The 16786-nt window shown below is 53.8% G+C and carries 16 protein-coding genes; 15 read left to right on the forward strand and 1 reads right to left on the reverse strand.

What is annotated here, in order from left to right; translation table 11 throughout:
* Position 1: 1 nt before the first annotated feature.
* The 14 genes from nuoE (at position 2) to H6507_02705 (ending at position 14704) form a co-directional block, all read left to right on the forward strand.
* Positions 2-541, forward strand: a complete 540-nt coding sequence (gene nuoE, locus H6507_02640; GenBank protein MCB9367999.1) for an NADH-quinone oxidoreductase subunit NuoE — start codon at positions 2-4, stop codon at positions 539-541.
* Positions 541-1800: an NADH-quinone oxidoreductase subunit NuoF gene (gene nuoF / locus H6507_02645; protein MCB9368000.1), complete on the forward strand. Its 1260-nt coding sequence runs from the start codon at positions 541-543 to the stop codon at positions 1798-1800. Before nuoE ends, nuoF begins: the two co-directional genes overlap by 1 nt.
* A gap of 11 nt (positions 1801-1811) precedes the next feature.
* The gene (locus H6507_02650) at positions 1812-3491 is read left to right on the forward strand and encodes a (2Fe-2S)-binding protein (protein MCB9368001.1); all 1680 of its coding nucleotides are present in this window, start codon (positions 1812-1814) and stop codon (positions 3489-3491) included.
* Positions 3492-3496: 5 nt separating this feature from the next.
* Positions 3497-4603 carry an NADH-quinone oxidoreductase subunit H gene (locus H6507_02655; GenBank protein ID MCB9368002.1) on the forward strand — a complete coding sequence of 369 codons (1107 nt, stop codon included), beginning with the start codon at positions 3497-3499 and terminating at the stop codon, positions 4601-4603.
* A 1-nt stretch (position 4604) separates the two neighbouring features.
* On the forward strand, positions 4605-5201 hold the full coding sequence (locus H6507_02660) for an NADH-quinone oxidoreductase subunit I (protein MCB9368003.1): 597 nt from the start codon (positions 4605-4607) through the stop codon (positions 5199-5201).
* Positions 5202-5284: 83 nt separating this feature from the next.
* Complete coding sequence (locus tag H6507_02665) at positions 5285-6256, forward strand: nitronate monooxygenase (protein ID MCB9368004.1); 972 nt, start codon at positions 5285-5287, stop codon at positions 6254-6256.
* Between the two features lie 8 nt (positions 6257-6264).
* Positions 6265-6645 carry an aspartate 1-decarboxylase gene (locus H6507_02670; GenBank protein ID MCB9368005.1) on the forward strand — a complete coding sequence of 127 codons (381 nt, stop codon included), beginning with the start codon at positions 6265-6267 and terminating at the stop codon, positions 6643-6645.
* A complete protein-coding gene (locus H6507_02675) occupies positions 6642-8126 on the forward strand; it encodes a leucyl aminopeptidase (protein ID MCB9368006.1) in 1485 nt (494 codons plus the stop codon). Before H6507_02670 ends, H6507_02675 begins: the two co-directional genes overlap by 4 nt.
* Positions 8127-8129: 3 nt before the next feature.
* The gene (locus H6507_02680) at positions 8130-8831 is read left to right on the forward strand and encodes a hypothetical protein (protein ID MCB9368007.1); all 702 of its coding nucleotides are present in this window, start codon (positions 8130-8132) and stop codon (positions 8829-8831) included.
* Between the two features lie 5 nt (positions 8832-8836).
* Positions 8837-10510, forward strand: a complete 1674-nt coding sequence (locus H6507_02685; protein ID MCB9368008.1) for an electron transfer flavoprotein-ubiquinone oxidoreductase — start codon at positions 8837-8839, stop codon at positions 10508-10510.
* A 5-nt stretch (positions 10511-10515) separates the two neighbouring features.
* Positions 10516-11253 carry a hypothetical protein gene (locus H6507_02690; protein ID MCB9368009.1) on the forward strand — a complete coding sequence of 246 codons (738 nt, stop codon included), beginning with the start codon at positions 10516-10518 and terminating at the stop codon, positions 11251-11253.
* Complete coding sequence (locus tag H6507_02695; GenBank protein ID MCB9368010.1) at positions 11250-12122, forward strand: MBL fold metallo-hydrolase; 873 nt, start codon at positions 11250-11252, stop codon at positions 12120-12122. The genes H6507_02690 and H6507_02695 overlap by 4 nt, the downstream gene beginning before the upstream one ends.
* Positions 12119-12784: an aquaporin gene (locus H6507_02700; GenBank protein ID MCB9368011.1), complete on the forward strand. Its 666-nt coding sequence runs from the start codon at positions 12119-12121 to the stop codon at positions 12782-12784. Before H6507_02695 ends, H6507_02700 begins: the two co-directional genes overlap by 4 nt.
* 66 nt (positions 12785-12850) lie before the next feature.
* Positions 12851-14704: a bifunctional homocysteine S-methyltransferase/methylenetetrahydrofolate reductase gene (locus tag H6507_02705; GenBank protein MCB9368012.1), complete on the forward strand. Its 1854-nt coding sequence runs from the start codon at positions 12851-12853 to the stop codon at positions 14702-14704.
* 2 nt (positions 14705-14706) lie between these two features.
* Here H6507_02705 and H6507_02710 read toward each other — a convergent pair whose 3' ends face one another.
* Positions 14707-15873 (reverse strand): acyl-CoA dehydrogenase family protein, encoded by a 1167-nt coding sequence (locus H6507_02710; protein ID MCB9368013.1) that lies wholly within the window; start codon positions 15871-15873, stop codon positions 14707-14709.
* Between the two features lie 22 nt (positions 15874-15895).
* On the opposite strand from H6507_02710, the gene H6507_02715 reads away from it, so the two are divergent.
* Positions 15896-16669 (forward strand): laccase domain-containing protein, encoded by a 774-nt coding sequence (locus H6507_02715; GenBank protein MCB9368014.1) that lies wholly within the window; start codon positions 15896-15898, stop codon positions 16667-16669.
* Positions 16670-16786: the final 117 nt, after the last annotated feature.

Here is a 16786-nt window from a genome sequence, read left to right on the forward strand (position 1 = left end):
CATGCCGATTCCGGAAACACTTAAGAAGAAATCCGAAGAGATCATCTTCCGCTATCCTGAGGACAAGCGGGCGGCGGCTTTGCTCCCTCTGCTTTTCGAAGTACAGCGGGAGTTGGGTTGGATCACTCCCGAAGCGGAAACTTGGGTTGTGGAGACATTGGGCGTAACTCCGGTTCGCGTTCGTGAGGTCATCGAATTCTATCAGATGTTTCGCGCGGAACCGGTGGGGAAATATCTGATACAATTTTGCGAGAACATCTCCTGTTGCTTGACTGGCGGCGAAGAAATTCAGCACCATATCGAGCAAAAGTTGGGAATTCACCCGGGAGAGACGACCAAGGACGGAATGTTCACGCTGAAGTGTGTTGAGTGTCTTGGCGGCTGCTCGTGGGGACCGATGATGATTATCAACGAGGACCAGTATTTCCAGTTGACGGTCGAGAAGGCAGATAAAATTATCGACAGTCTAAAGTCTGACAGTCCGATTCCTCCGGACAATCCGACTCCTCTGTTGGGCAACATCGCGGGAGAGAAGGCGTAATGGTCGGCAACGGATCAACACTTCTCCTTTCGCGAAATTTCGCCGTCGCCAATCAGTCGAACATTGACGTCGCGTTGAAGAACGGCGCATATGAGCAGTTCAAGCGCGCGCTGAAAATGAAGCCTGAAGAAGTCACGGCCATCGTGAAGGAGTCGGGGCTGCGCGGACACGGCGGCGCGGGTTTTTCGACGGGGACAAAGTGGGGATTCATTCCCAAGGATAAGTTCCCGCGCTATGTTACGGTAAACGGCGACGAGTCCGAACCGGGAACGTGCAAAGACCGTTTGATTTTTGAGCGAGATCCACATCTCTTGATCGAAGGCGCTCTGATTTGCGCCTATGCCGTACAGGCCGAACGTATCTACATTTACATTCGCGGTGAATACTTCTATCCGACTCAGGTCGTATTCGACGCCGTAAAGCAGGCCTATGCCAAAGGCCTTGCTGGAGACAACATTCTCAATAGCGGCTGGTCGTGCTCGATTCACATGCACAACGGCGCCGGGATGTATATTTGCGGCGAAGAAACCGGTTTGATCGAGTCGTTGGAAGGGAAGAAGGGATGGCCGCGTTTGAAGCCCCCGTTCTACCCCGCCGCGATTGGACTCTGGGGTCAGCCGACGATTGTCAATAATGTCGAGACTCTCGCTTTCGTGCCGCGCGTTCTGGAAATTGGCGCAGAAAAGTTTGCCTCGATGGGTTCGCCCAAGAACGGTGGAACAGCGCTTTACTCTCTTTCCGGCAACGTGACGAGACCTGGAGTGTATGAGTTGCCGATGGGCACGCCGTTGATGGATTTGATTGACAAATTCGGCGGTGGAGTGGCCAATGGCCGCAAACTAAAAGCTGTAATCCCCGGTGGGTCGTCGTCACACATCCTGACGGCTGAAGAGTGTCACGACTTACCCTTAGATTTTGAGTCAGTCGCTGCGCGCGGTTCGATGCTTGGTAGTGCGGCGGTGATGGTTATCGATGAAACCGTGTCGATTCCAAGGCTGATGCATTGGATGGTTCGGTTTTATGCGCACGAAAGCTGCGGACAGTGCACGCCCTGCCGAGAAGGCTGCGACTGGCTACTGAGACTTTCGAAAAAGTTTATCGACGGCACGGCCCGCAAACGCGACATCGATGATATGTGGGAATTGGCGGATAACATCGACGGCAAAACCATCTGTGCGCTCGGAGCGGCGGTGGCTTGGCCGACCAAGAGCTATCTTGTGAAGTTCCGTCATGAGTTTGAGGCCGTTTGTAAGAATTAGCAGTCCCCAATATGCCTTTACTTGAAATAGACGGCAAGCCGGTTGAAGTTCCGGCAGGTCTGAACCTCATCGAAGCTGCGCGGTTGCTGAATGTGGAGATTCCGCATTATTGCTACCACGCTGGCTTGACCGTTGTGGGGTCTTGCCGTATGTGCCAGGTTGAGGTGGAAGTCAACGGCCGCAAGAGTGTGGCGATTGCCTGCAACACCAAAGCCGCGGACGGCATGAAGGTGATTACACAGAGCGACGTCGTTCACAAACTGCGCCGCTCCGTGCTCGAGTTTTATTTGCAGCACCATCCGCTCGACTGCCCGATTTGCGACGATGCGGGCGAATGCGATTTGCAAAACTACTACATGGAGCACGGCCTGCATGACAGTCGCATGGCGCTGGCCGAAAAGAAGCACAAGCACAAAGTTATGGACGTCGGTCCAACCATTGTGCTCGACAGCGAACGCTGTGTAGTGTGTACACGCTGTGTCCGCTTCTGCCGCGAAATCACCGGCACTGGCGAGTTGGGTGTGTTTGGGCATGGTCGCAATGAAGAGCTTCTGAACATGCCCGGCAAACGACTTGACAATGACTACGCGGGCAACGTCGTGGATATCTGTCCGGTCGGCGCGCTGACGGATAAGGATTTCAGATTTAAGCGCCGCGTGTGGTACATGAAGCGCACAGCCTCGGTGTGTACGGGCTGCTCGCGCGGCTGCAATATCTTTGTCGATTGGGAAATTGACCGCCGCTATAAGGACCCCGAGCGCCGCATACAGCGACTAAAGCCGCGCTTCAACAAGATGGTCAACGAGTGGTGGATTTGCGATCATGGCAGGTACAGCTATCATGCCGTGGATGCTCCGGATAGATTGACCGCTCCCAAGACCAACGCGCAAAGCAACGGTCACGCGCCGTCGATGGACGAAGTCTGTACACGAATCGCCGCGCGACTTGAGAGCATCATCGAAAAGCAGGGTGCAGGGTCGGTGGCCGTGATGGCTTCGGCGGCCTCTTCGAATGAAGACCTCTTTATGCTGAACAAGCTGTTCATCGAGAAGCTCAAAGTCCAGAATGTCGATGTGAACTTTGAGTTCGAAAAGAAGGGCGCAGACGACGACCTTCTGAAGCGCGCCGATTTGGCTCCGAACCGCCGCGGCTCGCTTGAACTCAAGATCAAGCCGTGGGGTGGCGACGGACAAGGCGGCGATGATATGTTGGCTGCAGCAATTGAAGGCGAATTCGATGCCTTAATTGTTGTGCGTCACGATTTATCTGATACCCTGTCCGAACGCGAGTTGGCAAAGCTGCGCAAGAATACGGATTACATCGTGTATTTGGCGTCGCATGAAAACGGCCTGACCGAAATCGCGGACGACGTTTTGCCGCTTGCGATGTGGACCGAACGCGAAGGAACCTATACGAATTTCCAAGGGCGTGTGCAAAAGACCGCAAAGCCGTTCGACGCGCGCGGGATGGCACTGCCCGAATGGGAAATCTGGCAACTGCTTGGCTCGCATATGGGATTGAAATCCGAGTACACGTCTGCAAGGCAAGTTTTTGAATCGTTGGGCGAGAAGTTCGACGGATTCAAGGGACTGACGTGGGACGGATTGGGCGCGACGGGCAAGATGCTCGCCGGAACGCCAGAGCCTCCGTACAAGCGAGTGCAAACCTCCAAGCCGCTAAGCGCATACTAAGTGAGATGTTTGTAGAATTAGGCATAATCGTCGGCAAAATTGCTTGGGTGCTGGTCAATATCTTGAACGGCGCCGGTATTTTGACGTGGGTTGAACGCAAGCAGAGCGCGCTCATATCCGACCGTATCGGCGCGAACCGCGCCTCGATTCTGGGAATCAAGTTGCTCGGATTGGTCAATTCTCTCGCGGACGCGCTAAAGCTGATTTTCAAGGAAGACTTCGTGCCGCCGAAGGGCATCCGTTCGCTGCATTTCCTTGCGCCGATATTTGCGATGGCTCCGGTCTTCTTGACAATGGCCGTGATTCCGTTTGGTCCTCCGGTGGAGATTTTTGGCCGCGAGGTCAAACTGCAAATTCTCGACATGGACATCGGCGTGCTCTATATTCTCGCGTTTGGATCAATTGCGGTGTATGGCGCACTGCTCGCGGGATGGGCCTCAAATAGCAAATACGCTTTGCTGGGCGGCATGCGAGCCTCAGCGCAGATGATTTCTTACGAGATTATTCTGGGCCTGTCATTGATTGGACCGATTCTGGCCTTCGGCACGATGGAGCCCGGCGCGATGGTCTTTGCACAAAACGAATATTTCTTCGGCTGGATTCCCAAGTGGGGAATCATCGTGCAGCCGATTGCTTTCTTATTGTTCCTGCCTGCGGCGATGGCCGAGACCAAGCGCGCGCCTTTCGATATGCCCGAAGGCGAATCGGAAATTATCGGTTTTGCAACCGAGTATTCCGGTATGCGCTGGGGTATGTTCTTCCTGGGCGAGTTTGCCGAAATCGTGGTGCTTGCGGCCGTAATGACAGCGGTGTTCTTCGGCGGCTATCACATTCCGTGGCTCTTCGATGCGACCGAGATGGCGGGGCAGGGCGGCTTCCATTTCCCGTGGGGCATGTTCGTGCCGCTGGGTGAATGGACGATTGTGATTCTGCGCGTGATTGCCTTCGGCGCGAAGCTGTCGATTTTGATGTGGCTGCAAATGCAGATTCGCTGGACGTTCCCGCGTTTCCGCTATGATCAACTGATGCGAGTTTCCTGGAAAGAGATGATGCCGATTGCGCTTTTGAATATCGCCGTTACCGGTCTTGTGATTCTATGGTTGGGGAAATAGAATGATTGGAGTCAAACAAGTTCGCGAAGTAAAACTTAGTGCGTGGCAGAACACGTACTACCCGGAACTGATTCGCGGCATGTGGGTGACGACGAAGCATTTCTTTGTGAACTTTTTCAGATTTTGCGGACGCGCAGTGGGTATCAAGACCAAACGCCCGCTGGTGACGTTTCAATATCCCGAAGAGCGCAGACCTATTGCTCCGCGCTGGCGCGGACGACACAGATTGATGCTCAGACCAGACGGTGCGCCGCGCTGCGTGGCCTGCATGATGTGTGAAACTGCCTGTCCGGACAAGTGCATCTATATTACGGCGGGCGAATCGCTCGACGGCAGAATCGAAAAGTACCCGGTCGCGTTTGAGATAGATTTGCTGCGCTGCTGCTTTTGCGGCATGTGCGTGGAGGCCTGTCCCGAGGACGCGATTCGGATGGATTCAGGCTACATAGATTTAGGTGGAATGAGCCGTTCCGAGTTCTATATGGACAGGGACTTCATGCTAAAGGACTCGGCGCTGACGACGCATTCGCAGTATCGCGGAGAGCTAGACGGGGTGGTCGTAACCCGCGTGGATCTGCTGGCGCAGGCGAAGCACTAAGGGCTTGCGCGAATAACTTGGAACTAAGGCGAGCCGTACGGGAGTAGTTCCGTGCGGCTCAAGCGTATCGTAGGGGTAACGTCATGAGAGCCGCGGAGCCGTACTGGCCTTCCCACAAACTTCAACAGCTCTTCGGAACTCGCTATCCTATCGTGCAGGCCGGTATGGTTTGGACGTCGGGATGGAAGCTGTGCGTGGCATCTTCAAAAGCAGGATGTTTGGGAATGATCGGCGCGGGGTCGATGAAGCCTGATCTGCTGCGAGAGCATATTCACAAAACGAAAACTGAACTAGGCTCTGAGCTTCCTTTCGCCGTCAATGTTCCTTTGCTGCGCGGCGACGTCGAAGAACTGATTCAAGTTTGCATCGACGAACAAATCAAAATCGTTTTTACATCTGCCGGAAATCCGGCGCTCTTCACGGAGAGATTTAAAAACGCCGGTGCAGTGGTTGTGCATGTTGTCCCGACGGCGAAGCTTGCCAAGAAGTGCGAACAGCGCGGCGTAGACGCGGTGGTTTGCGAAGGCACGGAAGCGGGCGGACACAACGGCGCGGATGAAATCCCCACATTTGTGCTGGTGCCGCAGGTGCGTGACGCTGTGGAGATTCCCGTGATTGCCGCCGGTGGAATCGCGGACGGACGGGGAATGCTCGCGGCGTTTGCGTTGGGCGCGGACGGTGTTCAAATCGGAACGCGCTTCGCCGCGACGGTGGAATCCTCTTCACATGATCGTTTTAAACAAGCAATTGTTGAAGCAGGCGAAACGGATACGGTTTTATCTTTGAAGAACATCGGTCCGACGCGCATGATCAAGTCGCCGTTCGCTCTTGAATGTGTGGACTTTGAGAAGCGCGGCGCGACTCCGGATGAGACACGCGTGTTGCTTGACCGCAAGCGCGAAATGAAGGGAATGTTCGAAGGCAACTGGGACGAGGGACAATTCGAAGCTGGGATGGGCGTCGCTCTGATTCACGACGTTCCGACGGTGGATGCAATGGTCGCTCGTCTTTTGGATGAGTATCGCGAGGCGCATGCCCGCATGACAGGACAATAAGGAACGTTATGTTGCGCGAAATGCTCGGCGGAAAAATTCACTCCGCCACACTTACGGAAACGAAACTCGATTATGAAGGCAGTTGTGCCATCGACCGCGACTTATTGGATGCGGCGGGCATAGCGGTCTACGAGCGCGTTCACGTCTACAACATCACGAGCGGAGCGCGGTTGGATACCTATGCGATTCCCGCCAAGCGCGGCTCCGGCAAAGTCGGTTTGAACGGCGCGGCGGCGCGCTTGGGTCAAACCGGCGACAAGGTGATCATCGTCAACTTCGTGCAGCTTAGTGACGAAGAATTGCCGAAACACCGCTGCAAAGTCGTGCTCGTGGACGGGAAGAACCGCATTACGAAATTGATTGAACACAAAAGTGAGCGTCCAAAATGAAGATCACTGCGCGAAACGGGAATTTGATTGGCAAGCCCGGTGCGATTGCCGTTTGTCTTTTCGAGGATGAAGTCAAATCGCTCAAACTCGCTGGACTGAACAAAAAGACCGTCGATGAGCTAAAGAAGCTGATTAAGTCTGCGCAATTTTCCGGCGGCAAGAAGGAAACACTGACGCATTTTGCTCAAGGCACTCAGGCTCCACTGCTGATTTTGCAGGGACTGGGCGAGCGCAGCGAGTTCACCTGGTTGAAACTTCGCCACTCCGTGGGCAGCGTGATCCGCGAAGCCAAAGGCAACAAGGCGAAAAGTTTGGCGCTGTTCAGCGCCGCGTCGTTCGATTCCGATTTAGAAGCAGACACGACCGCGAAGGCGATTGTCGATGCTCTTGTGCTGGGACACTGGAGTTTTGAGCATTACAAGTCGGCGAAAAAGCCCGGTCATGCGGTTGCGAACGTCGATGTGTATTTCAGCACTCTTGCGCGCAAGAACGCCGCGACGAAGGTGATACCTGCGGCGCAAATCATGGCTGAAGCGCACAATCTTTCGCGAGACTACGGCACGCATCCGACGAATGTCGTGACGACGGACTATTTGAAGGCAGAAGCACAAAAGCTCTCGAAACAAGGGGTAAAAGTTTCAACGCTCGAGCGCAATGACTTGAAGAAACTCGGCATGAATCTGATTCTTGCCGTGGGGCAAGCGAGTGTGATGCCGCCGCGTGTGATCATCATGGATTACAATCCGCGTGGCGCGAAGAAATCGCTTGCGCTCGTTGGTAAGGGGTTGGTGTTTGACACGGGCGGACTGAATATCAAGGTCGCGATGATGGAAGAGATGAAGAGCGACATGTGCGGCGCGGCGGCGGTGCTGGCCGCGATGCATGCCGTCGCCAAATTGAAACCGCAACAGCGCGTCATCGGCGTGATCGGCACGTGCGAAAATGCGATCAGCGGCGATGCCTATCGTCCCTCCGATATTTACACGGCATACGATGGCAAGACCGTTGAGATCGGCAACACGGATGCGGAAGGCAGACTTGTGCTGGCTGACACGATGGCCTATATCGCGGACAAATATAAACCGTCGATGATGGTAGACGTCGCGACGTTGACCGGTGCGGCGAAGATTGCATTGGGCAATCACGCGGACGGTGTCATGTCGAATTCCGAACGAGTTTCAAAGCAGGTTTTAGCTGCTGCCGAGCGCGCCTTTGAACGCATGTGGCCGCTGCCGCTCTATGAAGAGTACGGTGACGAGATGCGCAGCGCCATCGCGGATCTGAACAACACTGGCCCCGACCGCTGGGGTGGAGCCAGCCGCGCGGGAGCGTTCTTGCAAGAATTCGTAGGGAAGACTCCGTGGGCGCACATTGACATCGCTCCAACGTCTTATCCCGCTTTGCCGTCCTCGCTGAATCCTCGCAAGACGGCGAACGGTTCGGCCACGAAAACGCTGATCGAATTGGCGATAGGGGAGTAGACTATGGCGCTAATTGGTGCTTCGATAGATATCCTTTCCAACAATCTTCTTGCAAGCGTAATGAGGATTGTTGAAGATGCAAAGGCAAAAGACAAAGTATATCTGGTCAGTCCATACCTCCAATTTAACACAAACCTAGAAGACGTCTTGGACAAAGCCGCAAAAGAAGGAGTTGATGTTAGGCTCATTTATCGAAAAGGTTATGAACTTAAAGCTGAAGATAGAAAGTACCTTGCTACAAGCAAAATTGATTTCAGATGTTTGGAGCATTTGCACGCGAAATTGTATGTAAGTGACTTTACAGCACTTGTGACAAGTCTGAATCTCTACAATTATTCTGACAAAGAAAGTAGAGAACTCGGCATACTTATTAAAGATTCAAAATCCGTTCGTAGTCTTTTTGATACCGCTGAAGCATGGTGGGATAAGGCAGATAAGGTTGACAAAGCAGTGCTCCTGAATAGAAACCTGAAACAAACCAAGTCGTCGACTGAGAAACAGTCTGAAGTTGGATTCTGTATACGGTGTAGAGCACCAAAAGCTCAGAACCAGAAGTATCCTTTGTGTGACAGTTGCTACAAGGAATGGGCAAAGTTCAAGAATCCAGAGTACGAAGAGAAATACTGCCACAGGTGCGGTGAAAAGCACAAGTCGTCAGTCGCAAAGCCATTGTGCAAGTCGTGCTGGTCGGCATTGAATAGGTAAATGATATGGAACGAGAAACACTTCCTGTTGACGTATTGATTGTGGGTGCGGGGCCTGCAGGGCTTTCGTGCGCGTATCATCTAAAGCAAATGATCAAGCGGGCGAATGCAGCAGGCAACGGGCCGGGCGAAATCGAGATCATGGTGATCGAGAAATCGCGTGAACTCGGCGCGCACAATCTGAGCGGCGCCGTGATGGACCCGCGCTCGATCAAAGAACTCGTGCCGGATTGGAAAGAGCGGGACTTCCCGGTTGAACGCACCGTTGAAGAAGAGGGAGTTTACTATCTGACGTCAAGCGGCAAGATGAAGGCCCCATGGACTCCGCCGCCGTTGCAAAATCACGGTTATCCGATTGTTTCGATCAATAGACTCTCGAAGTGGTTAGGCGAACTGTGTGAAGCCGAAGAGATATTGATCGCGACGGAAACTCCCGGACAACATCTTCTCTATGACGGCAACCGCGTCGTCGGTGTGCAGACGGGCGATAAAGGGATCAACAAGAACGGTGAGCAGAAAGGTTCGTTCGAACCCGGCGCGAACATCGAAGCGCGTGTCACCGTTCTGACCGAAGGCACGCGCGGATCGCTAACCAAAGAAGCCTGCAACAAATTAAACTTGCATGGCGAGATGCCGCAGACTTATGTGCTCGGCGTCAAGGAAGTGTGGGAGTTGCCCAAATCGCTCTCGACGCGCGGTTCTGTGATTCACACGATGGGCTATCCGCTCGGCGATCTTTTCGGCGGAAGCTGGATATATTCGATGCGGGACAACATGATCTCGATCGGTTTGGTCACCGATCTCGGTTACAAAAATCCGTACACCGATCCGCACTACAACTTTCAAAAGTTCAAAGAGCATCCGTGGATCAAGGAAATCCTTCGCGGCGGCAAGATGCTCGGATATGGCGCGAAGACGATTCCGGAAGGCGGATGGTTTTCGATGCCGAAGCTCTATGCCGACGGGTTGCTGCTTGCCGGCGACAGTGCGGCTTTCTTGAATGCGCAGCGTCTAAAGGGGATTCATCTGGCAATGAAGTCAGGAATGCTCGCGGCTGAGTCGATTTTTGCGGCGTTGAAAAAAGATGATACCACGGCTGCAACGCTCTCAATGTACAAGGAAGCGGTGGATGCGAGTTGGATCAAGGACGAGCTTTGGTCCGTACGCAATTTCCATCAAGGGTTTGAGTCCGGATTGTTTGCCGGAATGATCAATGCGGGCGCGCAGTTTTTCACGGGCGGGCGCGGCTTCACGTCGAAGATTCTGTCACCTGAGACGCACACGCACATGCGCAAGATCAAGGATCTGAATTTGCGCAACCGCGACGAAGTCCTCGCCGAACGATTGAAAGAACACGACCGCGAAGTGACGTTTGACAAACTGTCAGACGTGTACAAAAGCAAGACACTGCACGAGGAAGACCAGCCGGTACATTTGCACGTCGCGGACACCGAGATTTGCCGCACGAAGTGCCGCGAAGAATACGGAAATCCCTGCGAGTTTTTCTGTCCCGCAAACGTCTACGAGATGGTCGCGGACGAGGAGCGCGGCGGTGTCAAGCTGCAAATCAACGCGTCAAACTGCGTGCATTGCAAGACCTGCGACATCATGGATCCGTACCAGATCATCACCTGGGTACCTCCGGAAGGAGGCGGCGGGCCTGAATATACGGATTTGTAGGCGTCGTGTACGACATTCATAATCACGTTTTGCCTGCAGTGGATGACGGCGCGCGCGGAATGCGACAGTCGATCCGCATGTTGGAGCTTGCTATTCATCAAGGGATCACGCACGTACTTTGCACGCCGCACGCAAATGACCGCGCGAGTTATCAGGCGAACGAACTCTTTCAAGCACGCTTTGCCGAATTGCAGGAAGAAGTCACGCGGCTTGAGTTGCCGGTTGAAATCGGCCTCGGTGCAGAGATCATGTTCGGCATGAACATCACGGAAGTTTTGTCCATGCCTTTCGCGAGTTTGAACGGAACGCGCAAGTACTTCTTGGTGGAATTCCCCCGGCAAACACCCTTTGAAGTGATTTACAACGTGGTCAAGGCATCCAAGAAATGGGGCATGCGGCCGGTCATCGCTCACCATGAGCGCTATCCCTTGGCATTTCGAAATGTCGAACAGCTCATCAAACTGCGCACAGAGGGTGCAATACTGACGCTGGATGCAGGCTCACTCGTGGGGCAATTCGGAGTGCCGATGAAACGGCAAGCGCGCGATTTGGTTGCGACTGGGCAAATCGAGATACTCACGAGTGACGCGCATGACGATGATAAACAGGGATTCTACCTCGCGTCCGGTAAGGCGGAAGCGGCAACGTTGGTCGGACCGGTTGCGGCTCAACAAATGGTACTTGATGCCCCGCGCCGAGTCTGGAATGGAGAAGATTGGCCGGAATTGAAAGCAACGACATGACAAAGATAGCCGGTTATGAAATAATACCACTCCACGTCGGCGATTTCAAGCTGGACGGCGGTGCCATGTTTGGTGTCGTGCCTAAACCTCTATGGGAAAAGCAATGTCCCGCCGATGCGCGCAACCGGATTGATATGACGGCACGCGCGCTGCTCTTGAAAACTCCGCAACGAACAATTGTCGTGGATGCTGGAATTGGTCAAAAGGATGACGACAAGTTTCGCGAGATCTTCGACATTACCTTTCCTCACGGAGGAATTGTAGAGTCGCTGTCACAACACGGAGTGTCGCCCGAACAAGTCACTGACGTTATTTACACGCATCTGCATTTTGACCATGCTGGCGGCACAACGGTGATGAAAGATGGAATTGCCGTTCCGTTGTTTCCCAATGCGCGACATTACGTGCAGAGCGCGCAGTACCACCACGGACGATCGCGCAATCCACGAGACCGGGCAAGTTACATTGATATGAATTACGAGCCCGTTCGGAGTGCCGGATTGCTTGAGTTTTTAGAAGGAGACACCGAGCTATTCCCCGGACTTCATTTGGATTTGACGTCCGGTCACACGCCTGCACTTCAGATGATTCGCATATCGGACGGCAAGCAAACAATGTTTTATCCGTCCGACCTGATTCCAATGGCAGCTCACGTACCGCTTCCATATATCATGGGATACGATTTGTTTCCGCTAACGACGCTAAATGACAAGGAGCATTGGCTGGGAAAAGCTGCAAGAGAGGGCTGGTTGATTGTTCTTGAGCACGATCCCAAGATTGAAGCGATGAAGGTGCAGTTCGACGAGAAAGGCCGCATCAGAATCGCACAGACCGGAACGCTGGAAGAATTGAACAATCCGGACGCATGAACTTTAAGGCCCTGTTTGCCGAGTTCATTGGCACATTCGCACTTGTATTTGTAACTGTTGGTGCGATTGTGTCGGACCATTTGACAAACGGAGCAGTTGGGTTGACGGGTATTGCCCTTGCGAGCGGGTTGACGATTGCCGCGATGGCCAGCGCGACGCTTGCAATCAGCGGCGGCCATCTGAACCCTGCCGTAAGTTTCGGAATGTTCATCGTCGGCCGAATGAAGGTCAAGGACTTTGTGGGGTATTCCGTAGTCCAGTGTCTCGGAGCCGTCGCGGCATCTTCGTTGTTGATGTCCGCGATTTCTCCTTTAGACCTCGACGCGGTAAACTATGGGATCACGGCAGTAGGCGAAAGCGCGACACCTTACATGGCACTTATCACCGAGATCGTACTTACGTTCATACTAATGGTAGTCATATTTGGGACGGTGGTGGATAAGCGCTCCGTGAACATGTCCGCCTTGTTTGTCGGAATTGCCGTCACGATGAATATTCTGATGGGCGGTCCGATAAGTGGTGCTGCCATGAATCCTGCACGTTGGTTGGGCCCCGCGTTAGTGAGCGGCGATTACTTGAATGCGTGGATATATTGGGTTGGCCCGATTGCGGGCGGAGCGCTCGGCGTAGTCGTTTACACGACGTTTCTGCAAGAAGAGTAAAAAAACCAGCGTATGCCGGTTTAGAGTGTATGCAAGTCAACAAGAAGCATATTGAGGTAGAAGAGCTTGAGTCAGCGTCGAAGTCAGGAGTTGTTGGAACGTCTCCGCGAGGAAGTAATGGTTGTAGACGGTGCAATCGGTACCGCACTGTATTCCATGGGCTTTTCTCACCGCACCTGCTTTGACGAGCTGAACGAAACCCATCCCCAGATTGTAGAAGACTTGCACCGCGACTACATCGCGGCCGGCGCGCAAATCATCGAAACGAACACGTTTGGCGCGAATCCGTTCCGGCTGGGGGACCACGGATTCGCGGAAAAGACCAAACTTTTGAACAGGCTCGGCGCGGAGCATGCGCGCAGAGCGGCGGGCGATGTGATCTATGTCGCGGGTTCGATTGGTCCGCTGGATCGAGTGTTGGAACCGATTGGTCCGGTTACGTTCGCGGAAGCGCAAGCTGCTTTTAAGGAGCAGGTCGAGGGATTGCTGGAGGGCGGAGTCGATCTTTTCATTATCGAGACGATTTCGAATCTTTTCGAAATGCGCGAAGCAATCGCCGCTGTGCGCTCGCTCTGTGAACTGCCGATAGTCGCGACGATGACGTTCACCGAAGACGGAAAGACATTGGTCGGCGACAAACCTGCACAAGTCGCACGTGCACTTGTTGAATACGGCGCGGATATTGTGGGCTCGAATTGCTCCGTTGGCCCGCAAGCGATGCTTGAGGTAGTGGAGCGGATGAGCGGGGCGAACGTTCCGTTATGCGCTCAACCGAATGCAGGCAACGCGCGCGTGGTTGGCGGGAGATTTATTTACCTTGCTTCACCGCAGTACTTCGCGGAATACGCCGTCAAGTTCGCGGACGCGGGTGTCTCGCTGATCGGAGGTTGCTGCGGCACGACGCCCGAGCATATTCGCGCAATGGCTGACGCCGTGAAGGGGCGTCGGCTTGGCAAAGCGCACATCGAAGTCATCTCGGAAAACGGCGACAGTGATGGCAAAGTAGAAGGGCCACACCGCGGGTTGCCGTTCTCAGATTTTCGTGCAAACCTCGGAAAGAAGTTTCAAATTTCCGTCGAGATCGATCCGCCGCGCAGCTACGATCCCGGTCCGTTCATTCGGCATGCTCAGCGGCTGAAAAGCGCGGGTGTTGACTTAATCAATGTTGCCGACTCGCCGCTTGCCAGAGCAAGAATGAGCGCAGTCTCAATGGCGCATTTGATTCGCCGCGATGCCGGAGTCGACGTCTTGTTGCACGTCTCTTGCCGCGACCGCAATGCGATTGGTTTGCAATCTGAGTTGCTCGGCGCGCATACGCTCGGCGTTCTGAATATTCTGGCTGTGACAGGTGATCCGACCAGCGTCGGAGATTATCCGTTCGCCAAGGGCGTTTTTGAGTTGGACTCAATCGGGCTTTCACGCATGATCACCCAGCTCAATCATGGCAAAGATTTGACTGGACGTGACATGGATGAGCCGACCCATTTTCTTTTGGGAGTCGCGGTCAATCCCACATCGCCAAATCTTGATCTTGAGTATGACCGGTTCAAACAAAAGCTGGACGCGGGTGCGCAGTTCGCATTCACGCAGCCGCTCTTCGATCCGCGCACGTTAGAAGAGTTCATGGAGCGCATCCGCTCGTTCACGGATATTCCGATTTTCGTGGGCAACATGCCGCTGCGGTCGTCCAAACATGCTGAGTTCATTCATAACGAAATCCCAGACATGTTTGTCCCCCAAGATATCCGCGAAAAAATGAAGAATGCGGGTACCGAGGGGGCCAAGGTGGGGGTCGAAATCGCTCAAAAGTTCTTATTGGATACCAAAGAGATGGTGCAAGGAGCTTACCTTATGCCTCCGTTCAATAAGTTCGACATGGCGATTGATGTAATGAAAGTTCTGGACCGCGAACCGGCATAGATTTAGAAGTACGCAGCAATTCCGGTCAAATCTTCACCGATGATCAACGTGTGAATATCAAACGTTCCTTCGTACGTGTTAACCGATTCGAGGTTAGCCATATGGCGGAAGGTCTGATACTCGTTTGAAATTCCGTTTGCGCCAAGTACGTCGCGGCCCACGCGCGCGATGTTTAACGCCGATCCGACGTTGTTACGTTTAGCCATCGACACATGCTGCGGACGGAGCTTGCCTTCGGCCTTAAGCTGTCCGAGACGGTAGACCAAGAACTGATCCTTCGTGATTTCAGTCGCCATCCAGGCGAGCTTGTTTTGCACAAGCTGGAAACTTGCAATCGGCTTGTCGAATTGAATGCGCGACTTGCTGTATTGCAAAACCTCATCGAACACGGCCATCGCCGCGCCCGTCGCGCCCCATGCGATACCGTAGCGCGCTTGTGTCAGGCACGACAACGGACCTTTCAACCCGGTCACACCGGGGAGGATGTTTTCTTTGGGGATTTCGACGTCTTCAAGAATCAAGTCCGAGGTGACGCTTGCGCGCAGGGAGAACTTGTTCTTGATCTCTGGAGCCGAGAAGCCCTTGCGGTCCGTCTCTACGATGAAGCCGCGCACCACGCCGTCGAGCTTCGCCCAGACAATCGCGACGTCGGAAATCGTACCGTTGGTGATCCATGCCTTGCTTCCGTTTAGCAGGTAGTGCGAGCCTTTGTCTTCGGCGCGGGTGAGCATGCCTCCGGGGTTCGAGCCGAAATCCGGTTCCGTCAATCCGAAGCAGCCGATCTTTTCCCCCGCTCCCAGCTTGGGAAGCCAGTAGTCTTTCTGTTCCTCACTTCCAAAAGCAAAGATGGGGTACATGACGAGGCTTGTCTGCACGGAGACAAACGACCGCAGTCCGGAGTCACCCCGTTCCAGCTCTTGATTTATCAGTCCATAGGCCACCGGGCCGAGATTCGCGCAACCGTATTTTTCAGGATAGGGCGCGCCCAGAAATCCTAATTCCGCGGCGGGCTTCACGAGTTCCTTAGGGAAGCGACCTTCCGAATTACACTTTTCAATCACCGGCATCAAATTATCGGTCACGAATTCGCGCACGGTGTCGCGCACAAGCCGTTCTTCTTCGGTCAGCAAATCATCCAGATGATAATAATCGAGCGCCTGATAGGCCATATGTGTCTCCTTGTGACAAGATATGCCTGAAGATACCCAAACTGCGCCAAAGAAGCAATCCTCTTTGTGGGAAATCCCGGCCACGTGGGAGGATGTAAGAGGTGGAATTTCAAGCACATCTGACGGGATAGTGGCTTGGGGTAGGGCAACAGAACGCGATATTCAGATAAATCGAGTAAGATTTGCCGAGTCCATCGGAATCAGGCCTGAATCGGTTGTGACCCTCGAGCAAGTCCACGGGGCAGACAATGTCCGTGTTTTTCAAAAAGACACCGGCTCCGGATTTCTTGACCCTGCGACTCGACTCCCTGCCACAGACGGTTCTTTCACTTCGGAGTCAGGTCTTGTCTTGATGACTTCACACGCCGACTGCGCACCGATATTTCTTTATCTTCCCTCGAAACATGCGATTGGGCTTGTGCACGCCGGGTGGCGCGGTACCCTCGCGGGCATTGCAGCAGGTGCTGCACGCAAGCTCTGCCGCGAGTTTGATGCGAACCCGGAAGATATCTATATCGCAGTAGGTCCGATGATATCCACGGTCTCCTATGAGGTCGGCGCAGACGTCGCGGCTGAATTTGTCCGCGAATTTGGCGAAACAGTAGTTGCAAAGGTGCAAGGCAAATCGTACCTTGATGTTTTTGCGGCCATCATCGTCGACTTGCTTAGAGCAGGAGTGAAGTCGGCAAGATTCTGTCCCCGTCCGCCCAATACGTTTTCCGATCCCCGCTGGAGCTCTTTTCGACGAGATGGCGACCAGGCCGGCGGGATGTTAGCATATTTTAGGTTACTATAACTGGCGCTAGAGAGCGCAAAACCGTTCAATTGAAAACTGCCTTTTGGTCTTAGAACCACAGGAAAAGCTATGAAGAAGAAAGAAACCACCGAGAAAGACGCCAAGAAGGTTGCCCGG

The sequence above is a fragment of the Calditrichota bacterium genome, assembly GCA_020637445.1.
Classification (GTDB): Bacteria; Electryoneota; RPQS01; order RPQS01; family RPQS01; genus JABWCQ01.